We start from the raw sequence: 18,971 nt of genomic DNA on the forward strand, positions 1-18,971 counted from the left end.
GTCGGTTAATTTTCGTATAAGTAGCAACGTACAAAGTGGTTGTCAGACAACTGAGTCACCTCAGGTAATTTCTCACGACATTTGTCGCTAGCTTGCTGACAACGACCTGCAAACGGACAGCCAACAGAAGCGGGGGTCCAAAGTGGAATTTCCCCTTTATTGCCCTTGAGCTTCTCGTGGATCGACTTACTTGGATCAGGTACTGCCGAAACCAGCAGTTGAGTGTAGGGGTGCTGAGGATCGTGAATGATCTCTTCGGTGTCGCCCCATTCAACCATATGACCGACGTACATAACGGCAAGATCTTCGGCGATATAACGAGCCGTGGCGATATCGTGAGTGATGTAAAGCAGAGACATCTGTTTCTCAAACTTCATCTCTTCCATCAGGTTCAATACACCAGCACGAATCGAGACATCCAGCATAGAGGTTGGCTCATCAGCAAGAACCACTTCGGCGCCAACCGCAATGTTACGTGCGAGATTGACACGCTGACGTTGACCACCGGAAAGTTGATGTGGGAACTTCTGCGCGGTTTCTTTTGGTGGAATTAATCCCACTTGTTCAAGCAAGTCATAGACGCGTTCTTCGAGCTCTTTTTTGTTGCTCGGAGACACCTTGTGGTGAATCAATAAAGGACGCGCAATATGGTGAAAAATATTATGCGTTGGATTTAATGAACCGAACGGGTCTTGCCATACCATTTGCACACCTTCGCGGTAGTGCATGAGCTCTTTTTTGGTTGTGATATCTTGAATATCGCGACCTTTGTACTCGATAACGCCATCGGTTGGGGCGTACATCTTGGCGATCATTTTCGCCGTGGTTGATTTGCCAGATCCTGACTCACCCACCACAGAAAGACCGCGGCTTTTGTACATTTTGAATGATACGTCGTTGATCGCACGCATAAGAGGTTGTTTTAGTGCGTTACTGTTGATTGGAAAATCTTTGACTAGATTTTTGCCTTCAATCAGTAGTTCGCCAAATGCTTTGCTCATAATTCTCTCCAGTAATATTCGTTCTTATTTATCAATCAATTGCTAGAGCTTGGCTTGAGCAATGGTTTCACCGTAAAGATGGCAATTTGAGAAACGATTTGGCTCAACTTGTCTTAACGCGGTCGGTACCTTAGTACAGGCTTCATGCACGCGGTCACAGCGAGCTTGAAAGCGACAACCTTGCGGAATTTCCAACAAGTTGAGAGGGTTGCCTGGAATACCGGTTAACTTGGTTTTTGGACCGATTAATGGAGGAAAAGAACTGCCCAACCCTTTGGTGTAAGGGTGGAAAGGCGTTTGCAAAATCTCTTTAGAAGGTGCGACTTCGATTAATTCGCCCGAGTACATGATGCCAATTCGGTCTGAGAACTCGACCATCAGTGACAAGTCATGGGTAATGAACAAAATAGAGAAGCCAAACTCTTCTTTTAAAGCGTAGATTTTTTGCAGAATCTCGCGCTGTACCACTACATCCAGTGCCGTTGTTGGCTCATCCATGATGATCATTTTTGGATTCAGTGCTAACGCAATCGCAATCACCAAACGCTGGCGCATACCACCAGAGAATTGGTGCGGGTAGTCGGTTAAACGACTTGGGTGGATATCAACGATTTCCAGCAGGCCTTCTGCACGCTTACGTGCCTGTTCACGAGTCATATTGGTGTGACGCATGATGACGTCACAAAATTGATCTTCCATGGTCAAGACTGGGTTAAGCGCATTCATCGCACTCTGGAACACCATTGACATTTCACTCCAGCGGAAAGATTGCATTCTTTCGTCGCTGTATTGGAGGATATTTTCGCCGTTGAAGATGACCTCACCACCGCTAATATACGCGGGCGGCTTATGTAAGCGCATCAGCGAGAAGGCAACCGTCGATTTACCACAACCAGACTCTCCGGCAAGGCCAAAAACCTCGCCTGGAGCAATATCGAAGCTGACATTGTTACAGGCGCGCACGTCGCCAGCATCGGTAATATAATCAACGCAGAGATTGCGGATCGAAATAAGTGGATTCGTCATAATTATTTATCTCCGCTCCAAAGTGCATTTTGTGGTGCTAGTTGATCTGGTTTGCGCTGTTGCTTGTCTTGTTGAGCCAGTTTTTTCCAACGCTTCATACCTTTATGAGAGCGAAGCTGAGGGTTGGCGATTTCGTCAACGGCAAAGTTAAGCAGAGCAAGGCCAGTAACAAGAATGGTTAATGCGACACAAGGAGCAAGTACTTCCCACCAGGCGCCAATCAGCATTGCTGAAGAGGTTTGAACGTTGTACAGCATGATGCCCCAACTGATGGTGCTTGGGTCGCCAAGGCCAAGGAATGAAATGATCGACTCCATACCAATGGCATACATCACCGAGCCGATAAAGCTCGCGCCCACGATAGGAATTAAGTTAGGTAAAATCTCAACGAAGATGATTCGGAATGAAGACTCACCCAGTACTTCCGCCGCTTTAACAAACTCTTTTTCACGTAAGGCAAGAGTCTGTGAGCGGATAACCCTTGCTCCCCACGCCCAGGAGGTACAGCCGATAATAATGGCAATGGTTAGAGGCCCAGCCTCACCGATAAAGGCCGCTAAAACAAACAGTAGTGGGTATTGCGGAATAACTAACATGATGTTCATCGCGGCGGTTAATATGTCATCAACCCGTCCACCAAAGTAACCCGCAGAAATTCCGATAACGGTGGCCAAGAAACACACTGTCAAACCCGCGCCGAAGCCGACACCAAGAGAGATACGTGCGCCGTAAACCAGTTGAGACCATATATCGCGGCCCATGCGACTGGTACCTAATGTATGATCGGCCTTCTTCGACATGATCATTGTGCGGCGGTCAGTCGCTAAGTTCTCTGCGACCCAACCTGTTGGATTCGCTTGCGCCGCTTTTACGACTGACGCAGGGTATTCATGAGGATTACCGGTGCGCTTGTCTGGAGCGTGTTTAGTAATCAACGGAGCCGCGATTGCCATGAAAATAAATAGCGAGACAATGGCTAAGCCAATACGAGCGTAGGCATTACCTAAGATGAGTTTAAATAGAGATTTCATAATTATTTCCCTCCCTTACGCAAGCGAGGATCAAGGACAACGTAAAGCATGTCGGCGATTAAGTTAAACGACAGCATAAATAGCGTCATGATGATCAACTGGCCCTGAAGAACTTGGTAATCACGTGCGTGAATCGCATTCAATAACACAGTGCCAAGGCCTGGGTAGTTAAAGATAATTTCAATGATCAACTGACCACCGATAGCCATACCAAGTGACATCGACAGAGCGGTGACACTTGGTAGTAGTGCATTGCGCGCAGCGTAGTTGAATACCACGCGGTTTTCGCTCAGCCCTTTGCCCTTTGCCATCGTAATGTAGTCTTCGGCCAGTAAGTTGATCATGTTGTTACGCATGTTGACCAAGAAGCCGCCGATTTGAATGATAGAGGCACAGAAGAGAGGCAACACGGCATGGTAGCCGACGTCTTTATAGAACTCCCAGCTTGTCCAGTCTGGCGTGGTGCCAGCGGTGTAGGCATAGCCAGTTGGGAACCACTTCAAGCCGATGGCGAAAATGAACAGCGCTAGCATTGCGATAACCACTTGAGGGACAGCTTGGATAATCAGCATGCCAGGTGTTACAAACGCATCGTATTTACTCCCTCGTTTCCAAGCGGCAAAGATACCTAGCGTAGAGCCAATAGAGAAAGAGAGGATAACAGCACTACCTGCAAGGAAGAGTGACCAACCAAATGCGCCGCCCAGAAGCGTATTAACTGAAAGAGGGTAAAATTGGATTGAAGTCCCCAATTCCCAGCTCAGAATGTTTTTCATGTAGGCAATGTACTGTACGAACAGGCCACCATCGACAAAGCCGAGCAGTTCTTTCATTGCCGCGATACGTTCTGGCGTTACCTGAACGGATGCATTAGCAAACATCATGGTGACTGGATCACCTGGCATTGCCCGAGGAATAATAAAGTTTAACGTCGCAGCAACTAACAGCGCGACAAAATAGAACGACAAACGTCTTAAAAAATAACCCATAACTCACACCTTACTTACCCAGATTTTCCCTGTTTCTGGTTTCAGGTCGCTCCTAGCTAAACTACAAATTTGGAGCGAAAAATCCCCTGACGACGGGCGTCATACTTTAAACAAGCTAAAGAGTGGGGATTGAGCGGCGCACAGAAAATGCGCCGCAAGATTGAACAACGACTTATTGAACTGGTTTTAGGTCCAGTACATGCAGTAGACGTTCTGGGATACCAGCCCAAATATTTGGACGACCTTGTGGATTCTCTTCGTTCCACCAACCCGTGAAGCGAGTTGTGTTGTATTGGTACATGTAAGCACCAGACATCACTGGAATCGTAACTTGGTCAGCTGCAATGATTTTCTGGATGCCGTGAGCGATTTCTAGCTGCTCATTCTTATCAGCGGTTTTGTAGAAGCTGTTAAGAAGACCATCTAGCTTGTCGTTCTTGTAGAAGTGCATCGCGAAACGAGGCATGCCATCACCCGCTTGTAATGCCGAGTTATATGCACTGTTCCAGTAGGTATGCGGATCGGCACCATGGAAGTAGTTGGTGTACGCTACGTCATACGTTCCTTCTAGCATCGCTTGGTTGTAGACAGAGAAATCAGGAGTACGAGCTTTCGCTTTGATTCCTACTTCTGCAAGCTGTTCAACCGCAAGCTGTACTGTGTTATTGAAATCAGTCCAACCGTTTGGTGATTGAATCAGAAGCTCAAATGACTTACCTGATGGAGTGTCAACGAAACCATCGTTGTTGACATCTTTAAAGCCGGCTTTTTTAAGCAGCGCTTTTGCACCCTCTTCATTGTACGTGTTGTAACCTTTGTACTTACCATGGGTATCTTCGTCAGACCAAGCTTCAAATGCGTAACCAAGACCAGAAGCGAAATCATTCACTGTACCGCCGCCGTAGAAAGCGATATCAATGATAGTTTGACGGTCAAGCGCCATAGAGAATGCACGACGGAAGTCGACGTTAGTCAGTGCTTCGTTCTTCGCTGCATCTGGGTTTTTGAAGTTCACGACGAACGCTTGAGTGCCTGATGGCGGGTACCAGTACTGGTGGTTTGGACTTGATGCTGCGTAAGTACGATCGATGTCTGGAATGAATGAAGAAGTCCAGTCCATTTCACCGTTAACCACTTTACCCAAGAACTGGTCGTTGTTAGCGATTTGTGGCACACGTAAACAGTCAATATCTAGGTTGTCTGCATCCCAGTAATTTGGGTTGGCACACTGGATGTAAAGTTGCGCTGTGAACGTATCGATCTCAGTGAAAGGACCAGAACCTACTGGGTTTTCGTTAGTAAATGACGCAGGATCTTTGATATCTTTCCATACGTGCTGAGGTACAACGGGTACTTTGGCAATTTCGTAAGGAACGTTTGAGTTCGCTTCTGTTAGGCGGAATTTAACTTGGTAGTCATTGAGTTTCTCAACACTGGTCACCCAAGAGTTAATACCACTTTGGTCCAGTTCAGGCTTCTCTTTAACTAAGTTGAATGAGAATACTACGTCGTTTGCATCAAATGTTTCACCGTCTGACCATTTTACGCCTTTACGAATGTCGAAAGTAACACTCATTAGGTCGTCAGACATTTTGTAGTTTTCTGCCAAACGGAATACTGGAGTGTTACCGTGCATTTCGTTAAACACGACAAGAGGCTCATACATAAAGTCTGTTGTTGTGTGCAGGTTGGTTGCACCCAAGAACGGGTTAAAGTTACGTACAAAAGTCGTAAATTCTTTAGGGTGTACAGTTAATTCACTGCGCTCAGCTGCTGTTGCAACAGAGGCAAAGCCTGTTGTTGCTGTAGCAATAATTGCTGTTGCTAGTGCTGTTTTTTTTATGTTGGCAAGCATAGCTGTTCCTTACTATTTGCTTTCATTTCACTAATGGATGGAATGTCATCAATTGATAAACACTCACTAAGGTCTACCTCTATCGTTAAAATCAAATCGGAGGAGATTTAATTTCGAGAGTGGCCTGTAGTCCTTAGGCAAGGGTAAGAAGACACCTTAATGTTAAAATACGCAATCGCTATTCCCGTCAAAAACGTAAAAACTGCGCCATTCCACGTCAATACTGTTAAAAAACGTCATTGTGTTTAATTTTTGCACCAAAAACTGGCTTTGAACTCGGTCGCACAATGCTTTTTTTAAGCTTGTTGGTGTGAGTGCTTGCTTACTTTTCAGGTCTTTATTTGACTGTTTTTTTTTGCGTTAGTCTTTGGGTGAGATCTAAGTCACGTGTGGTCTTGACGATTAATTCTCGTGGTTAAATAAAAACTGCCGTCTTGTTGTGATTGGTATCGCAATCTGAGTTCTTTGTGCCAGTTTTAGCATCAAAAAACCACTGGCAAAGCTTAAATGGGCGTAATTTAAGCGGTGGTTATACTGTAGGAATATGGGTTGTTTTACGTAGCGTATTAACTCTTTCGTCAGTGAAGTTACGCTTAGCGATGGGATAAAAAAAGCCCGCATAAGCGGGCTTCATCGTGTTGATTCGTTCGGACTTAGCTCGTCAGTAAGTGCTGTAATTTATCTTTTAGCGCCTCGATGTGGGCGCGCTCAGGGCTCTGCTCATTGCAATGCTCAAGAATGTAATCGAGTGAGCTAAGCACCGTCCGCCAGCGTGGGGTTTTTGGTAGCGTCTCTGGTCGAAGGTATTTGTCGAGCGTTCGTGTTTGTAAGGTACTGCGATCAAGATAAACGCGCCACAGACCACTTTGCTCAGCAAAGGCAAATTTGGTTTGTCCTGTCACCGACTCCCAGTAATCCAAAGCGCTGGTCATCGCATCAACCAGTACCTCACGCATCACTTCTTGCTTGGATTTGTTGTCACCCGCGACACGATCAGCCAAACGGGTAAACTCACCGCCGAGCTCTTTCAATTCCTGTAGCTTCGCTCGGTCGCCTTCAAATGCAAAGCTGGATAGCGCTTCGATTGCGGTTTCGAGGTTGTTGATGCGGTTCATATTAATGCCGCCGCCGACATTAAAGATATACATTGAACGTAATCCAGAGCCCGGGGGTAATTTGAGAATATCTGCCGAGAGGTGCTGTCTGACATCTTCAACATAGATATCGATTTGGCCACAATAGTGTTCTTGTTCAACATTGAGGAACTTAGGAGCGATGATCTCATCAGCGGTTGAGCGTTTGAGTTGTTCTGTAGAACGTTTGAACAGTTTCGAGGCGGCTTCGTTGGCAAAGCGAATCTTGTTATCGTCGCGAACACAAATAATCGCTTCAGGTGCTGTCTCTAATTGCTCGAGCAGACGACCTTGAGTTTCAAGCAAGCCCGCTTCTACCATTGCCCGCTGCTTGAGTTCGTGTTGTAGCTGCTGATTTTCAATACGGCGTTGCTCGGCTTTGCTCGCCGTGAGATGAGCAACGATACGCGCCGCTAGTTCTTGTTTATTGAATGGTTTAGGCAAATAGTCATTTGCGCCAACACTGAATCCGTGCACACGGTCATCGGTCTGATTTAGCGCGGTAAGCATGATGATCGGTAACTCTGCGTGATCATAGGTTTGACGTAGCGTCTCACACACTTGATAGCCACTCATGCCAGGCATCATGATATCGAGCAACATCAGTTCAGGTTTTTCCTTATTGATCGCCTCAAGCGCTTCATAACCATCTTTAGCGGTGCGAACACGATACCCTTCAAGGCGTAGGAAGCTATCAAGGACACGTAGGTTTACGGGTTCGTCATCAACCACCAGTAGCAGTGGGCCGTTACTGTTCTCTGGTAAGTTAGTTGGTTCTTCGAACTCGATGTCGTTATTTTCTGGTACTTTAAAGTGCGGCGCTTCATAGTGGTGAGTTGCTTGGATTTGCTCTTGCGTAGCCAACGGTAGTGTAAAACTAAAGGTGGTGCCAACCATTGGCTGACTACTCACATACAACGAGCCTTGCATTAATTCGATCAATTGACGGCTAATGGACAGACCTAACCCCGCTCCTTGACGATAACGGGTTGAATCATTGCCCGCTTGAATTAAGGGTTCAAAGATGTTCTCAAGTTGATCGGCGGGAATCCCTTGGCCAGTATCGACCACCTGCACGCGGATTTGATCATCGATCACACCGGCAGAGATGACAATTTTGCCTTCACTGGTGTATTTGATCGCATTACCAACCAGGTTATACAGCACTTGCTCAAGACGCTGCGGATCCGCGCTGACCCAAACGGGATCTTTTGGTACTTGATTGATAATTCGAATGGGCTTATTACCCAGTAGGTGTGACGATAGCTCCAAAACCAAGCGGGTCGATCCGGCTAGATCAACGGCGCAGGTTTCGATGTCTAAATTGCCATAGCGCATTTTGTGATAATCAAGTAAGTCGTCAACTAAGGTCGCCAAACGCTGACCACTGTTAATAATAATGTCGAGTTGATATTTGTGCTCGGCTGTTATTGGTCCATTGGCGCCAGAGGCCAACGCTTCAGCAATTCCCACCATGCCGTGCAGTGGCGTGCGTAACTCGTGCGAGGTAGTCGCAAGGAATTCATCTTTGAGTTTATTGGCCAGTTGCAGCTCGTCATTCTGCTTTTGAATCAACGTAATGTTACTTTCTAGCTCTTTGTTTTGTTGTTTGATGAGCAGGATTTTTTCTCGGATAGAGCGCTGCATACGTTCAAAGCTGACCGCTAGGCGGCCAATCTCATCTTTACGCTGGGTGTTGATCATATCGGCATCAAGATCGCCCGCCGAGACTTTCTCTGCAGCCCAGGTTAATTTGAGCAAAGGAGAAGTAATAAAGTTAGATAAGTAGTGTGATGCCATCACAACCAGCAAAATAGCAATAAGCATGGCAAAGACAAATACGGTTTCAAGTTGGTGCACACGAGCAAAGGCAACTTTCTCTGGCACTTCGACGACGATCGCCCAGTCAATGCCTTTGACGGAAATCGGGCTATAGGCCGCAATGATAGACTCATTGTCAGTATTCGAATAGGTCCCCACATTGGTCAGGCCTGATAGCGCTAAATCAATGACGGCTTTACTCTTATCAATATCTTGCTGCTGATAAGCAAGCGAACGCGATTGATGGTCACTGCCAACCAATAAAGTGCGTTTGGGATTATTCGGATCATCGGCGATGAGTTTGGTAATGCCGTTGTTTGGTAAGCGGAACATGGCAAAACTGTGCAGGTAACCTTGTTGAATGATTGGGGCGCCAAGCCAAGCGACCGATTTACCGTCTTCGGCTGAAAAGTCAGAGATGATCACTGGCGTGAAATCTTCGTTGGTCTTACGTTTTTCATTAACAAGATTGCGCAGTTTGGCAAAGGTTTGACCAAGGTTGTTATCTTTATAACGGCCAGTAAGTAGATTGGTGGCAAAATTGTCATGCTTGTAGATGGAGTAAGTTACGTTACCATCGCGATCGACGAGTAAGACGTCATCAAAGTCAGAACGTTTGAGCAGTTCTAGATAGGCCCAATGGTAGCGTTTGTGCAACAAACGGTAGCGTTCTGTACCATTAAATACGCTCGATTGTGGCAGTATCGAGGTTTTAATTTGGTCCCCTGAGCCTTGGATGTAGCGCTGCTGAGCGTTTTTACGCGCTTGTTCAATATCTAAGCCTAAATTACTAAACGCATTGACCAAACCATAGAAACGACCACCACTGGCATACGCAAGTTCAGAGCGGACGAAGCCCATCACCTCAGATTCTTTGGCATATAAGTAATCAATCACCTGCTGCTGCTTGCTGTCGCGCACTGACACTAGGTGCGAGGTGCTCTGCTCTTGAAGATCCTTGGTATGGGACTGCAAGAAAAAGATCGCAATGATGGTAAGTGGGGTAATACTCAAGACCAAAAACGCCCACATTAACGTACTTTGCAGACGCTTAAATTTCTGCTTTCGATACAACTTAAACATGATTTCTCTAGACTTTCCGTGCGAATGCGGCTTACCAGAACGTCGTGAGTACTAGCAAGCAAGACAAAAACGTTATTTTTAATATGACAAAACTAACGAGTTTTTTTACTTTGACAAGTAAGTTGCAAGCAAAGCGTGCAGAGAGGCGCAATTTTCAACTTGATGGGCGGGATAACGCCTAATCTTAGGTCAAGAGTAGGCGTGAATAGTTACTTCTTCGCGTGGTAAATTACGAATTTAGTGGTCTTATTTAGCGTCTCACAATTACTGTACGCTTGCTCAATGATCGGTGAGTATTTCAGAAAGCTATTGGCAACAATAAACAACTCACCACGTGCTGATTGATGCTTTGGTCCTTGGGCTAATAGCGTCTCGGTGGCGCTATAGCTTGTTTCTAGGCCTGAATGAAAAGGTGGATTACTGATGATATAGTCATACTGATCACCGCTATCGGAGTAGACATCAGAAGCAAACACCTTGCCGCTGAGACCATTGGCCGCCAATGTGGCACGACTAGACGCGACCGCAAGGGCGCTAATGTCACACATTTCCAGTTTGATGTCAGGGTTGAGTGAGGCCATCACAGAGCCAATCACGCCAGCACCGCAGCCGAAATCAAGTACAGTCCCTGATAGTGGTGGTAGGGTGTCGAGCAATAATTGGCTGCCAATATCGAATTCGCCATGGCTAAACACGCCAGGCAGACTCTTAATGGTTAATTCGCATTCTCGATAGTGGACGGTATAGCTTTTGTACCACTGATCAATATTAAAGCTGTCAGGTGCGTGTTGGCAGACGCCCCAATAGAAAGAACAGCGCCGCGCAGAATCATATTTCTTGATTGATCCGTAAGGTGCAAACATCTTCTCTGCGCTTTTTATCCCTGAGCGGTTTTCACCGACGATGACAATTTCTGTCTCACTGCCGAGTTTTGCCATCAGCATCGCCAGAAGGTATTCCGCCTCGGCTTTGGCTTTAGGCCAATAGAGCAGCACCATATCAGCCTGAGTTGGACGATCAAATTCAGCGCCAAAAACACTGTTAACTTGAGAGTAGGCTTGCAGCTGGCGGTGATAGCCATAATGGGTAGTGAAAACAGTCACAGAAAGACAGTGTTGAGATAACTCAACGGGGAATAAGTCTTCAGCTTCACCAGCAACCAGAACATGTTTGCCAGCAAAATAGTCAAGTTGTCTTTGAGCGATTTGGCTAGGCGCAATATAGGCGGACATAACGGTCTCAGTATAAAAAACGAAGGGAGGATTTTCGCATAATCCTCCCTGATCATAAACCAATCTTAGTCGTTAACTGCGATCTTGTTGATCCAAGAAACTTTGGAACTCTTCTTCATAAATATTAAACAGGACAATAGTGACGGCAAAAATAAGCGGGCCATAGATTAAACCGATTAAGCCGAACACGTGCAGACCGCCCAAAAGAGAGAAGAAGATCATCAAGGTGTTCATTCCGCCACTACCTTGCATTAACAGAGGTCGGAGCAAGTTGTCGATGGAACCGACAATCACAATACTCCAGATGGTCAGGAAAATAGCCCAAGTGGTGTCGCCAATTAAGAACAGATAAATCGCGGCAGGAATCCAGATAAGCGCCGTTCCGATCACTGGGATAAACGAGGCAAACCCCATCATGGTCCCCCAAAACAGGCCAGGGAATCCTGCAATCCACATCCCAATCCCACCAGCTAAGCCTTGTGCAATTGCGGTTAAAAACGATCCCATCACTGCCGATTTCGACACTTGTTCTATTTCATCGAGCAGCTTGTCTTCTTGGCTGCGTGAGAGTGGCAAGATATGGCGTAACGCACTGATTATTTTGTCGTGATCGCGTAGCAAAAAGAACAACACAAACAACATCAAGAAAAAATTGACTAGGAAATTGGTTGCATCACCTAAGATCTTGGCGCTGATACCGACTAGGTTACTGCCAAACGAGGTCGCAAACTGGCCGATTTTTTGTGCAATCTCTTGCGGTTCGATGCTATCAAACGGCAAATAAGTGTTCGCAATCGAAAGTACTTTGACGACCCAAGGGTGAGCAAAAATCGTCTGGATGCCCCCATGGGTGACCCATTGATAGAGATTTTGTGAAAAGGTCGACCCTTGTTGAACAATGGCTGCAAAAACAAACAGTAACGGCACGACAATGATAAATGTCAGCACCACACAAGAGAGCAGCGAGGCAATATTGGCATGGTTTGGCAGCGTTTTTTCAAACCATTGATGTATAGGAAACATCAGTAGTGAAATAATAAACGCCATCACAATCGAGTTAATATAAGGCTCGACCAATAGAAAACAGGCAAAGGCTGCGACCAATAAGGCGACAACCAACACCCAGTGGCTGGAAGTAATTTTGATTTTATTTGACACAACCATTGTCCAAATGTTTGACATGTCCTTGTATAATGGCGTCAAACCAGTGAGACATCAACGTAAAATCAAAAAGTTAACCATAGGAGAGAAATCGATGGGCTGCTGTAACAAAGAGAAAAGCTGCCAGACACCTAAAGCGTCGATGCGCCGTATTCCGTGGTTTGGGTTGTTACTCGGCTTATTGGCCGTATTGGTGATCGTTAACTGGCGATAGCCGCGACCAAAAAAGGCTGCTCAGTGCGCAGCCTTTGATTGTCTGTATTGGCTTAAGGTTTTACGCCTCGTCAGCGAGGATGGCAAAACAGCGAGCGGCGGCTTCTAACGTCGCTTCGATCTCTTTGCTACCGTGAGCCAGTGAAGTAAAGCTCGCTTCAAACGCAGAAGGGGCGAGGTAGACACCGTGCTTTAGCATCAAGTGGAAGAAGCGCTTAAAGCGTTCGATATCGCATTTAGCGACCTCTTCGTAACGCGTTACACTCTCTTGATCAGTAAAGAAGAAGCCGAACATGCCACCCACTTGGTTAACCACCAATGGAATTCCGTGCTCATCCGCGAGTGACTTAAAGCCTTCGGCGAGCTGTTTGGTTTTAGAGGCCAAACGTTTTTCGTTGCCTTCTTCTTTTAGCAGGTTCAAACACGCGTAACCTGCCGCCATTGCGACTGGGTTACCAGAGAGAGTACCTGCTTGGTAAACCGGACCCGTTGGTGCGATGTATTGCATCACATCTTTGCGACCGCCAAACGCGCCAACAGGCATGCCGCCGCCAATCACTTTACCAAGTGTGGTCAAATCTGGTTTGATGTTGTAATAACTTTGTGCACCGCCAAGAGCGACGCGGAAACCGGTCATTACTTCATCAAAAATCAGTAGTGCGCCTTCTTCATCACAGATTTGACGCAGCCCCTGATGGAAGCCTTCAACTGGCGGAATACAGTTCATGTTGCCCGCGACTGGCTCAACGATAATACACGCGATCTCGCCTTTGTTCGCCGCGAACAATTGACGCACTGAGTCTAAATCGTTAAAGGTAGCGGTTAATGTGTACTTGGCGAAATCCGCGGGTACACCCGGAGAGCTCGGTTGACCAAGCGTAAGGGCGCCTGAGCCAGCTTTTACTAACAAGCTATCGGCATGGCCGTGGTAGCAGCCTTCAAATTTGATGATTTTGTCGCGACCGGTGTAGCCACGTGCCAAGCGAATTGCACTCATGGTCGCTTCGGTACCTGAGCTGACCATGCGGATTTGCTCCATTGATGGCACCAGTTCAGAAACCAGTTCAGCCATCGCAATTTCCATCTCTGTTGGCGCACCAAAACTGAGACCACGTTGCGCAGCATCAATGACGGCTTCGCGAATGACAGCATGGTTGTGACCCAAAATCATTGGACCCCATGAGCCTACATAGTCGATATACGCCTTGCCATCAGCATCAAAAATCAATGGACCGTCGGCGCGTTCAATAAAGATCGGGGCGCCGCCTACGCCGTTGAAAGCACGTACTGGAGAGTTCACTCCCCCAGGAATTTTATGTTGTGCTTTTTCAAATAAGTCTGCTGATTTGGTCATAGGATATCCTCTTTATGATTGCTCGGACCAATTTGGGAAGGCATTGTACCTGTCGAACTCGATCGAATAAAACGCTTTGCGCCACATTATCAGCACTTTGGTAGCGAATAACGTTAGTTTTGCTGAAAAGTTGCTTACAAAGGTGGTGAATACTTGAACGCTTCACTCAGGTATTAGATAATCACGGTTAGTATTCTAAATATAAGGCTTCAAATGGAGTGATTCATTTGAAGACCGACGACTGAGAGAGGTCATCGTGAGCGAAGTAAATATTCCATTAACATTCTCTGATGCAGCCGCTAAACGAGTGGGAACTCTGATTGAAGAGGAAGAAAACCCGAACTTGAAGCTGCGCGTTTATATCACGGGTGGGGGCTGTAGCGGTTTTCAGTACGGTTTCACGTTTGACGAGAACGTCAATGAAGGCGACACCACGATTGTCAACAGCGGTGTCACGTTAGTCGTTGACCCAATGAGTTTGCAATACCTTGTCGGTGGTCAGGTCGATTATACCGAAGGTCTTGAAGGCTCGCGCTTTTTCATTGATAACCCCAATGCCACGACGACTTGTGGTTGTGGTGCTTCATTTAGCGTGTAGTTCTAATCACTAGGCTGTAGCCACTGCAGCCTAGTCATTTCATTGTCATATCACGATTTTTCCCTGCTAATTATTTCTGTATTGAGAATCCTGCTAAATAGTTGTCCGTACAGCTATATTTTTATTTGATTAATTTATATCCTAGTTGTTCAAATTTACTGCAATGGTCAGTAAGTGCTAGATCTTCAACTTTTTGCTCGTCATTTGTCGTTCGCAATCAGTATTTGGATAGATAGAGACACACTAAGGATAGTTATGGCTAGATTCTCTCCACTGCGATTTATCGCGGTTAGACCTTATATCGTTTCACTTTTTATCGTTGTGATTCTTACTGTCTGGTTAGGTGTTGGCATGCTCAATGCCGATGATTCTGCGCCGCCAAACAGTGCTGAGCCCATTCCTTTGGCGAAAGTGGCATTCCGCACGTTTGTTGCCGAGTCGACACATCAAACTCTTGAACTTTATGGACGAACTGCACCGAATAAGCAGGCTCGACTCGGCGCTGAAATTGCTGGAACGGTCGTCGCTTTGCAAGTGCAAAAAGGCGATGTCGTGACAAAGGGGCAGGCGATCGCCTTGATAGACAAAGGCGATTTAGAGATTCAATTACAGCGCGCTGAGGCGATGCGCAAAGTCCGCGAGCAAGAGTACAAAGCGGCGCAGTCATTAAAAAGCAAAGGGTTGCAAGGTGAGGTGGCTTTTACCAATGCTGAGGCCAACTTGGTTGAAGCCAAGGCCATGGTGAGTAATGCCAAGCGTGCATTAGCTAATACTCAAGTTTTAGCACCGTTTGCGGGTGTCATTGACCATTTATTTGTTGAAAGAGGCGATTTTGTTGCTATTGGTGACCCGGTTGCTACTTTGCTCGACCTAAGCAAAATTGTCATCGAAGCAGACGTCAGCGAGCGTCATATTCAGAATCTGCGCCTCAATCAACCCGCGCAGGTGCGGTTTATTGGTGACGAACAAACCACGGGAACTGTGCGTTATATATCGCGCGTCTCTTCTACTTCGACCAATACGTTTCCGATTGAAGTTGAACTGCCTAACCCACAGCAGCGTATTCCGGCGGGGATCAGCACCGAAGTGTCACTTAATCTTAAAGAGCAATTGGCTATCAAGATCACTCCGGCGATGCTGGCGTTAAATGAAGCCGGAGACTTAGGAGTAAAAACCTTGGTCGACGAGCGAGTGAAGTTTATTGCCATCAAACTGGTCAAAGCAGAGCAAGATGGAGTGTGGCTCACAGGTCTCGGTAAGCAAGTAGACATTATTACCACAGGACAAGGTTTTGTGCGTGATGGTGACCCTGTGCTCGCCGTACGACAGCAATAAGGAGACGAATATGTTTGCCTTAATTGATGCCGCGCTGTCGCGTACGCGCACCATGATGGTGCTATTGGTGTTTATTCTCATCGCTGGGGTCGGGACGTACATCACCATCCCCAAAGAGTCGAGTCCAGACATTACCATTCCAATCATTTATGTCTCTGTCGGCCACCAAGGCATTTCCCCTACCGATGCCGAGAGATTATTAGTTCGTCCGATTGAACAAGAGCTGCGTTCTATTGAGGGCGTAAAAGAGATGACCTCAACGGCGGCGGAAGGGCATGCGTCAGTGATGCTAGAATTTAGTGTCGGCGTTGACCTTAACAAAGCCATGGCCGATGTGCGTGAAGCGGTCGATTTGGCTAAGCCTAAATTGCCCAGTGACAGTGATGAGCCGACGGTTAACGAAGTCACCCTTGCGTCAGAAGAACCCGCTTTGTCGGTGGTACTTTATGGGACGGTACCTGAGCGAACCATAGTTCAAATTGCCCGTCAGCTTAGCGACAAGCTCGAAGGTTTCCGCCAAGTACTTGAAGTTGATATTGCTGGCGATCGTGAAGATATCATCGAGATCATTGTTGATCCGCTGTTGATGGAAAGCTACGGCCTTGATCAAGGCGATATCTATAACTTGATCGCCTTGAATAACCGAGTGGTTGCTGCCGGTTTTGTTGATACTGGCTATGGGCGTTTTTCGGTCAAAGTTCCTTCCGTGTTTGATTCCTTAAAAGATGTGTTAGAACTGCCAGTTAAAGTGGATGGAAAGCAAGTGATCACTTTTGGCGATGTTGCCACGGTGAAGCGTGCGTTTCGCGATCCTGAAAGTTATGCACGATTAGATGGTAAATCGGCCGTGGTGCTCGACGTGAAAAAGCGTGCAGGCGAGAACAGTATTGAGACGGTCGCCTTGGTCAAAGAGGTCATCGCGCAAGCGCAGCAACGTGATGATTGGCCTAACAATCTATTGGTTAAATACACATGGGATCAATCTAAAGACGTTAAGATGATGCTTAACGATCTGCAAAATAATATCTTGTCAGCGATTATCTTAGTGGTGATCGTGATCATCGCTATTTTGGGAGTGCGAACCGCGTTTTTGGTCGGTGTGTCGATTCCAGGCTCTTTCTTAACGGGTTTGCTGGTGTTATCGGTATTTGGCTTAACGGTCAATATCATCGTGTTATTTGCGTTGATCATGGCGGTGGGTATGCTGGTTGATGGTGCGATTGTTGTGACTGAGTTTGCCGATCGGCGCATGCAAGAGGGTATTTCAAGACAACAAGCGTATCGTGATGCGGCCAAACGTATGGCTTGGCCGATCACGGCGTCAACGGCGACCACATTAGCCGCGTTCGCTCCTTTGCTGTTCTGGCCGGATGTGACGGGCGAGTTCATGAAGTTTCTGCCCTTGACCTTAATCGCAACGTTAAGTGCGTCTTTGATGATGGCGCTCTTATTTGTGCCAGTGCTCGGCAGTGTGATTGGACGACCACAGCATGTGACCCAAGTACAGCGTGAAAAAATGGTCGCACTGCACGATGGCGATTTTTCTAAAGCGACCGGGATTACTAAGCTCTACTTCCAGACTTTAGATATTGCGCTCAAGCACCCGTTTAAGATTTTACTCAGCGCGATTTTATTGGCGATTGGTGTTGGCTTTACTTACGCCAAAGCGGGATTAGGCGCCGAATTCTTCCCGGAAGTCGATCCGCCGTTTTTTACGGTTAAAGTTCGTTCTTACGGTGATCTGTCACTGGATGAAAAAGACGCTATTATTCGTGATATTGAAGCGGTAATGCTCGGTCATCAAGAGTTTGAAAGTGTCTACTCTCGCACCGGGGGAGATGACGAAATTGGTCAGATTCAAATCACCCCAGTTGATTGGCAATATCGCCGCCCTGTCAAAACCATCATTGAAGAGCTGAAACAGCAGACCGATGGATACGCTGGTGTCGAGATAGAGTACAAGTTCCCAGACGCGGGACCGCCAGTCGAACATGACTTAGTCATTGAAATGTCAGCACGTACTCCTGACCAGCTTGACGAGTCCGCTAAACAGGTGCGCCAATGGGCTGATAGTTATCCAGCATTTACCAACTTGAGCGATACCTCGAGTAAAGAAGGCATTGATTGGCAAATCGATATTCGTCGTGATGACGCGTCGCGTTTTGCGGCCGATGCGACCTTGGTTGGCAATACGGTACAGTTTGTGACTAATGGATTGAAGATCGGTGATTACCTACCCGATGACTCAAACGAAGAGGTCGATATTTTAGTTCGCTATCCGGCTGATAAGCGAGATATTGGCCGATTTGATCAACTGCGTGTCAAAACACCTGCAGGCTTAGTGCCGATCACCAATTTTGCCACGATTGTGCCAGAGCATAAGCAGGACACCATTCGTCGTATTGATGGTCATCGTGTGATCAACATTATGGCAGATATTAAAGAGGGGTATAACTTAGCGCTTGAACTACCCAAGATTGAGCAAGCGGTTGCCGAGTTCGATCTGCCTCCAGGTGTTGAGTTTAAAATTCGTGGCCAAAATGAAGAACAGGAAAACTCGTCGGCATTTTTACAAAATGCCTTCTTAGTTGCGCTGGTGGTCATGGCGCTTATTTTGATCACCCAGTTCAATAGTTTCTATCAAGCCTTCTTGATCTTAAGTGCGGTGCTGTTTTCGACCGTCGGAGTATTTGTTGGCTTGTTGGTGTTCCAAAAACCGTTCGGTATCGTGATGTCAGGCATCGGTGTTATAGCCTTGGCAGGGATTGTGGTTAATAACAATATCGTTCTGATTGATACCTATAATCAACTGCTACGGCGCGGATTAGATAAGCGTGAAGCGATTTTACGCACCGGGGTGCAACGTTTGCGACCGGTATTGTTAACCACAGTCACGACCATTTTAGGTTTGCTGCCGATGGTACTTGAAATGAACGTTGATCTTATCAATCAGAAAATTGAGTTTGGCGCGCCCAGTACCCAGTGGTGGTCACAGTTAGCCACTGCGGTGGCCGGAGGCTTGGCCTTTGCCACCGTTCTGACGCTGGTTCTTACACCTTGTCTGTTGATGCTTGGCCGAGTGCATAAAGTGGAAGATAAGGCTAACCAAGTGATTGAAGTTGACCAGTGATTGACGCTT

General features: G+C 46.7%; 13 protein-coding genes. 4 read left to right on the forward strand and 9 right to left on the reverse strand.

What is annotated here, in order from left to right:
• Nucleotides 1-5: 5 nt before the first annotated feature.
• The 8 genes from BS19_RS05530 to BS19_RS05565 all read right to left on the reverse strand — a co-directional run bounded on the left by BS19_RS05530 (nucleotide 6) and on the right by BS19_RS05565 (nucleotide 12,329).
• Nucleotides 6-1,001, reverse strand: a complete 996-nt coding sequence (locus tag BS19_RS05530) for an ABC transporter ATP-binding protein (RefSeq protein WP_038173876.1) — start codon at nucleotides 999-1,001, stop codon at nucleotides 6-8.
• 42 nt (nucleotides 1,002-1,043) lie between these two features.
• On the reverse strand, nucleotides 1,044-2,027 hold the full coding sequence (locus BS19_RS05535; RefSeq protein WP_038173877.1) for an ABC transporter ATP-binding protein: 984 nt from the start codon (nucleotides 2,025-2,027) through the stop codon (nucleotides 1,044-1,046).
• Between the two features lie 2 nt (nucleotides 2,028-2,029).
• Complete coding sequence (locus BS19_RS05540; RefSeq protein WP_038173878.1) at nucleotides 2,030-3,058, reverse strand: ABC transporter permease; 1,029 nt, start codon at nucleotides 3,056-3,058, stop codon at nucleotides 2,030-2,032.
• A gap of 2 nt (nucleotides 3,059-3,060) precedes the next feature.
• Complete coding sequence (locus BS19_RS05545) at nucleotides 3,061-4,047, reverse strand: ABC transporter permease (protein ID WP_038173879.1); 987 nt, start codon at nucleotides 4,045-4,047, stop codon at nucleotides 3,061-3,063.
• A 172-nt stretch (nucleotides 4,048-4,219) separates the two neighbouring features.
• Entirely contained in the window at nucleotides 4,220-5,902 is a 1,683-nt protein-coding gene (locus tag BS19_RS05550; RefSeq protein WP_038173880.1) for an ABC transporter substrate-binding protein, read from the reverse strand.
• Nucleotides 5,903-6,555: 653 nt separating this feature from the next.
• A complete protein-coding gene (locus BS19_RS05555; RefSeq protein ID WP_038173881.1) occupies nucleotides 6,556-9,939 on the reverse strand; it encodes a response regulator in 3,384 nt (1,127 codons plus the stop codon).
• A gap of 209 nt (nucleotides 9,940-10,148) precedes the next feature.
• Nucleotides 10,149-11,171, reverse strand: a complete 1,023-nt coding sequence (rsmC, locus tag BS19_RS05560) for a 16S rRNA (guanine(1207)-N(2))-methyltransferase RsmC (RefSeq protein WP_038173882.1) — start codon at nucleotides 11,169-11,171, stop codon at nucleotides 10,149-10,151.
• 72 nt (nucleotides 11,172-11,243) lie between these two features.
• On the reverse strand, nucleotides 11,244-12,329 hold the full coding sequence (locus tag BS19_RS05565; RefSeq protein ID WP_038173984.1) for an AI-2E family transporter: 1,086 nt from the start codon (nucleotides 12,327-12,329) through the stop codon (nucleotides 11,244-11,246).
• Between the two features lie 49 nt (nucleotides 12,330-12,378).
• Between BS19_RS05565 and BS19_RS20160 the strand changes: the two genes are divergently transcribed.
• On the forward strand, nucleotides 12,379-12,546 hold the full coding sequence (locus tag BS19_RS20160) for a hypothetical protein (protein ID WP_157631140.1): 168 nt from the start codon (nucleotides 12,379-12,381) through the stop codon (nucleotides 12,544-12,546).
• A gap of 60 nt (nucleotides 12,547-12,606) precedes the next feature.
• Here the strand turns inward: BS19_RS20160 and hemL are convergent, their stop codons facing one another.
• The gene (gene hemL, locus BS19_RS05570) at nucleotides 12,607-13,899 is read right to left on the reverse strand and encodes a glutamate-1-semialdehyde 2,1-aminomutase (protein WP_038173883.1); all 1,293 of its coding nucleotides are present in this window, start codon (nucleotides 13,897-13,899) and stop codon (nucleotides 12,607-12,609) included.
• 256 nt (nucleotides 13,900-14,155) lie between these two features.
• Between hemL and erpA the strand changes: the two genes are divergently transcribed.
• From erpA to BS19_RS05585, 3 genes are all read left to right on the forward strand, one after another.
• Nucleotides 14,156-14,497, forward strand: coding sequence for an iron-sulfur cluster insertion protein ErpA (gene erpA / locus BS19_RS05575; RefSeq protein ID WP_038173884.1), 342 nt, complete (start codon nucleotides 14,156-14,158; stop codon nucleotides 14,495-14,497).
• 255 nt (nucleotides 14,498-14,752) lie between these two features.
• On the forward strand, nucleotides 14,753-15,832 hold the full coding sequence (locus BS19_RS05580; protein ID WP_038173885.1) for an efflux RND transporter periplasmic adaptor subunit: 1,080 nt from the start codon (nucleotides 14,753-14,755) through the stop codon (nucleotides 15,830-15,832).
• A gap of 10 nt (nucleotides 15,833-15,842) precedes the next feature.
• Nucleotides 15,843-18,962, forward strand: coding sequence for an efflux RND transporter permease subunit (locus BS19_RS05585; protein ID WP_038173886.1), 3,120 nt, complete (start codon nucleotides 15,843-15,845; stop codon nucleotides 18,960-18,962).
• The last annotated feature ends 9 nt before the right edge of the window (nucleotides 18,963-18,971 follow it).

This window comes from Vibrio pacinii DSM 19139, from assembly GCF_000711795.1.
Classification (GTDB): Bacteria; Pseudomonadota; Gammaproteobacteria; order Enterobacterales; family Vibrionaceae; genus Vibrio; species Vibrio pacinii.

Coding starts and splice junctions, on each gene's coding strand:
- BS19_RS05550 (WP_038173880.1), bottom strand. CDS start 5,902: ATGCTTGCCAACATAAAAAAAACAGCACTAGCAACAGCAATTATTGCT.
- rsmC (WP_038173882.1), bottom strand. CDS start 11,171: ATGTCCGCCTATATTGCGCCTAGCCAAATCGCTCAAAGACAACTTGAC.
- BS19_RS05540 (WP_038173878.1), bottom strand. CDS start 3,058: ATGAAATCTCTATTTAAACTCATCTTAGGTAATGCCTACGCTCGTATT.
- BS19_RS05545 (WP_038173879.1), bottom strand. CDS start 4,047: ATGGGTTATTTTTTAAGACGTTTGTCGTTCTATTTTGTCGCGCTGTTA.
- BS19_RS05580 (WP_038173885.1), top strand. CDS start 14,753: ATGGCTAGATTCTCTCCACTGCGATTTATCGCGGTTAGACCTTATATC.
- BS19_RS05585 (WP_038173886.1), top strand. CDS start 15,843: ATGTTTGCCTTAATTGATGCCGCGCTGTCGCGTACGCGCACCATGATG.
- BS19_RS05535 (WP_038173877.1), bottom strand. CDS start 2,027: ATGACGAATCCACTTATTTCGATCCGCAATCTCTGCGTTGATTATATT.
- BS19_RS05530 (WP_038173876.1), bottom strand. CDS start 1,001: ATGAGCAAAGCATTTGGCGAACTACTGATTGAAGGCAAAAATCTAGTC.
- hemL (WP_038173883.1), bottom strand. CDS start 13,899: ATGACCAAATCAGCAGACTTATTTGAAAAAGCACAACATAAAATTCCT.
- BS19_RS05555 (WP_038173881.1), bottom strand. CDS start 9,939: ATGTTTAAGTTGTATCGAAAGCAGAAATTTAAGCGTCTGCAAAGTACG.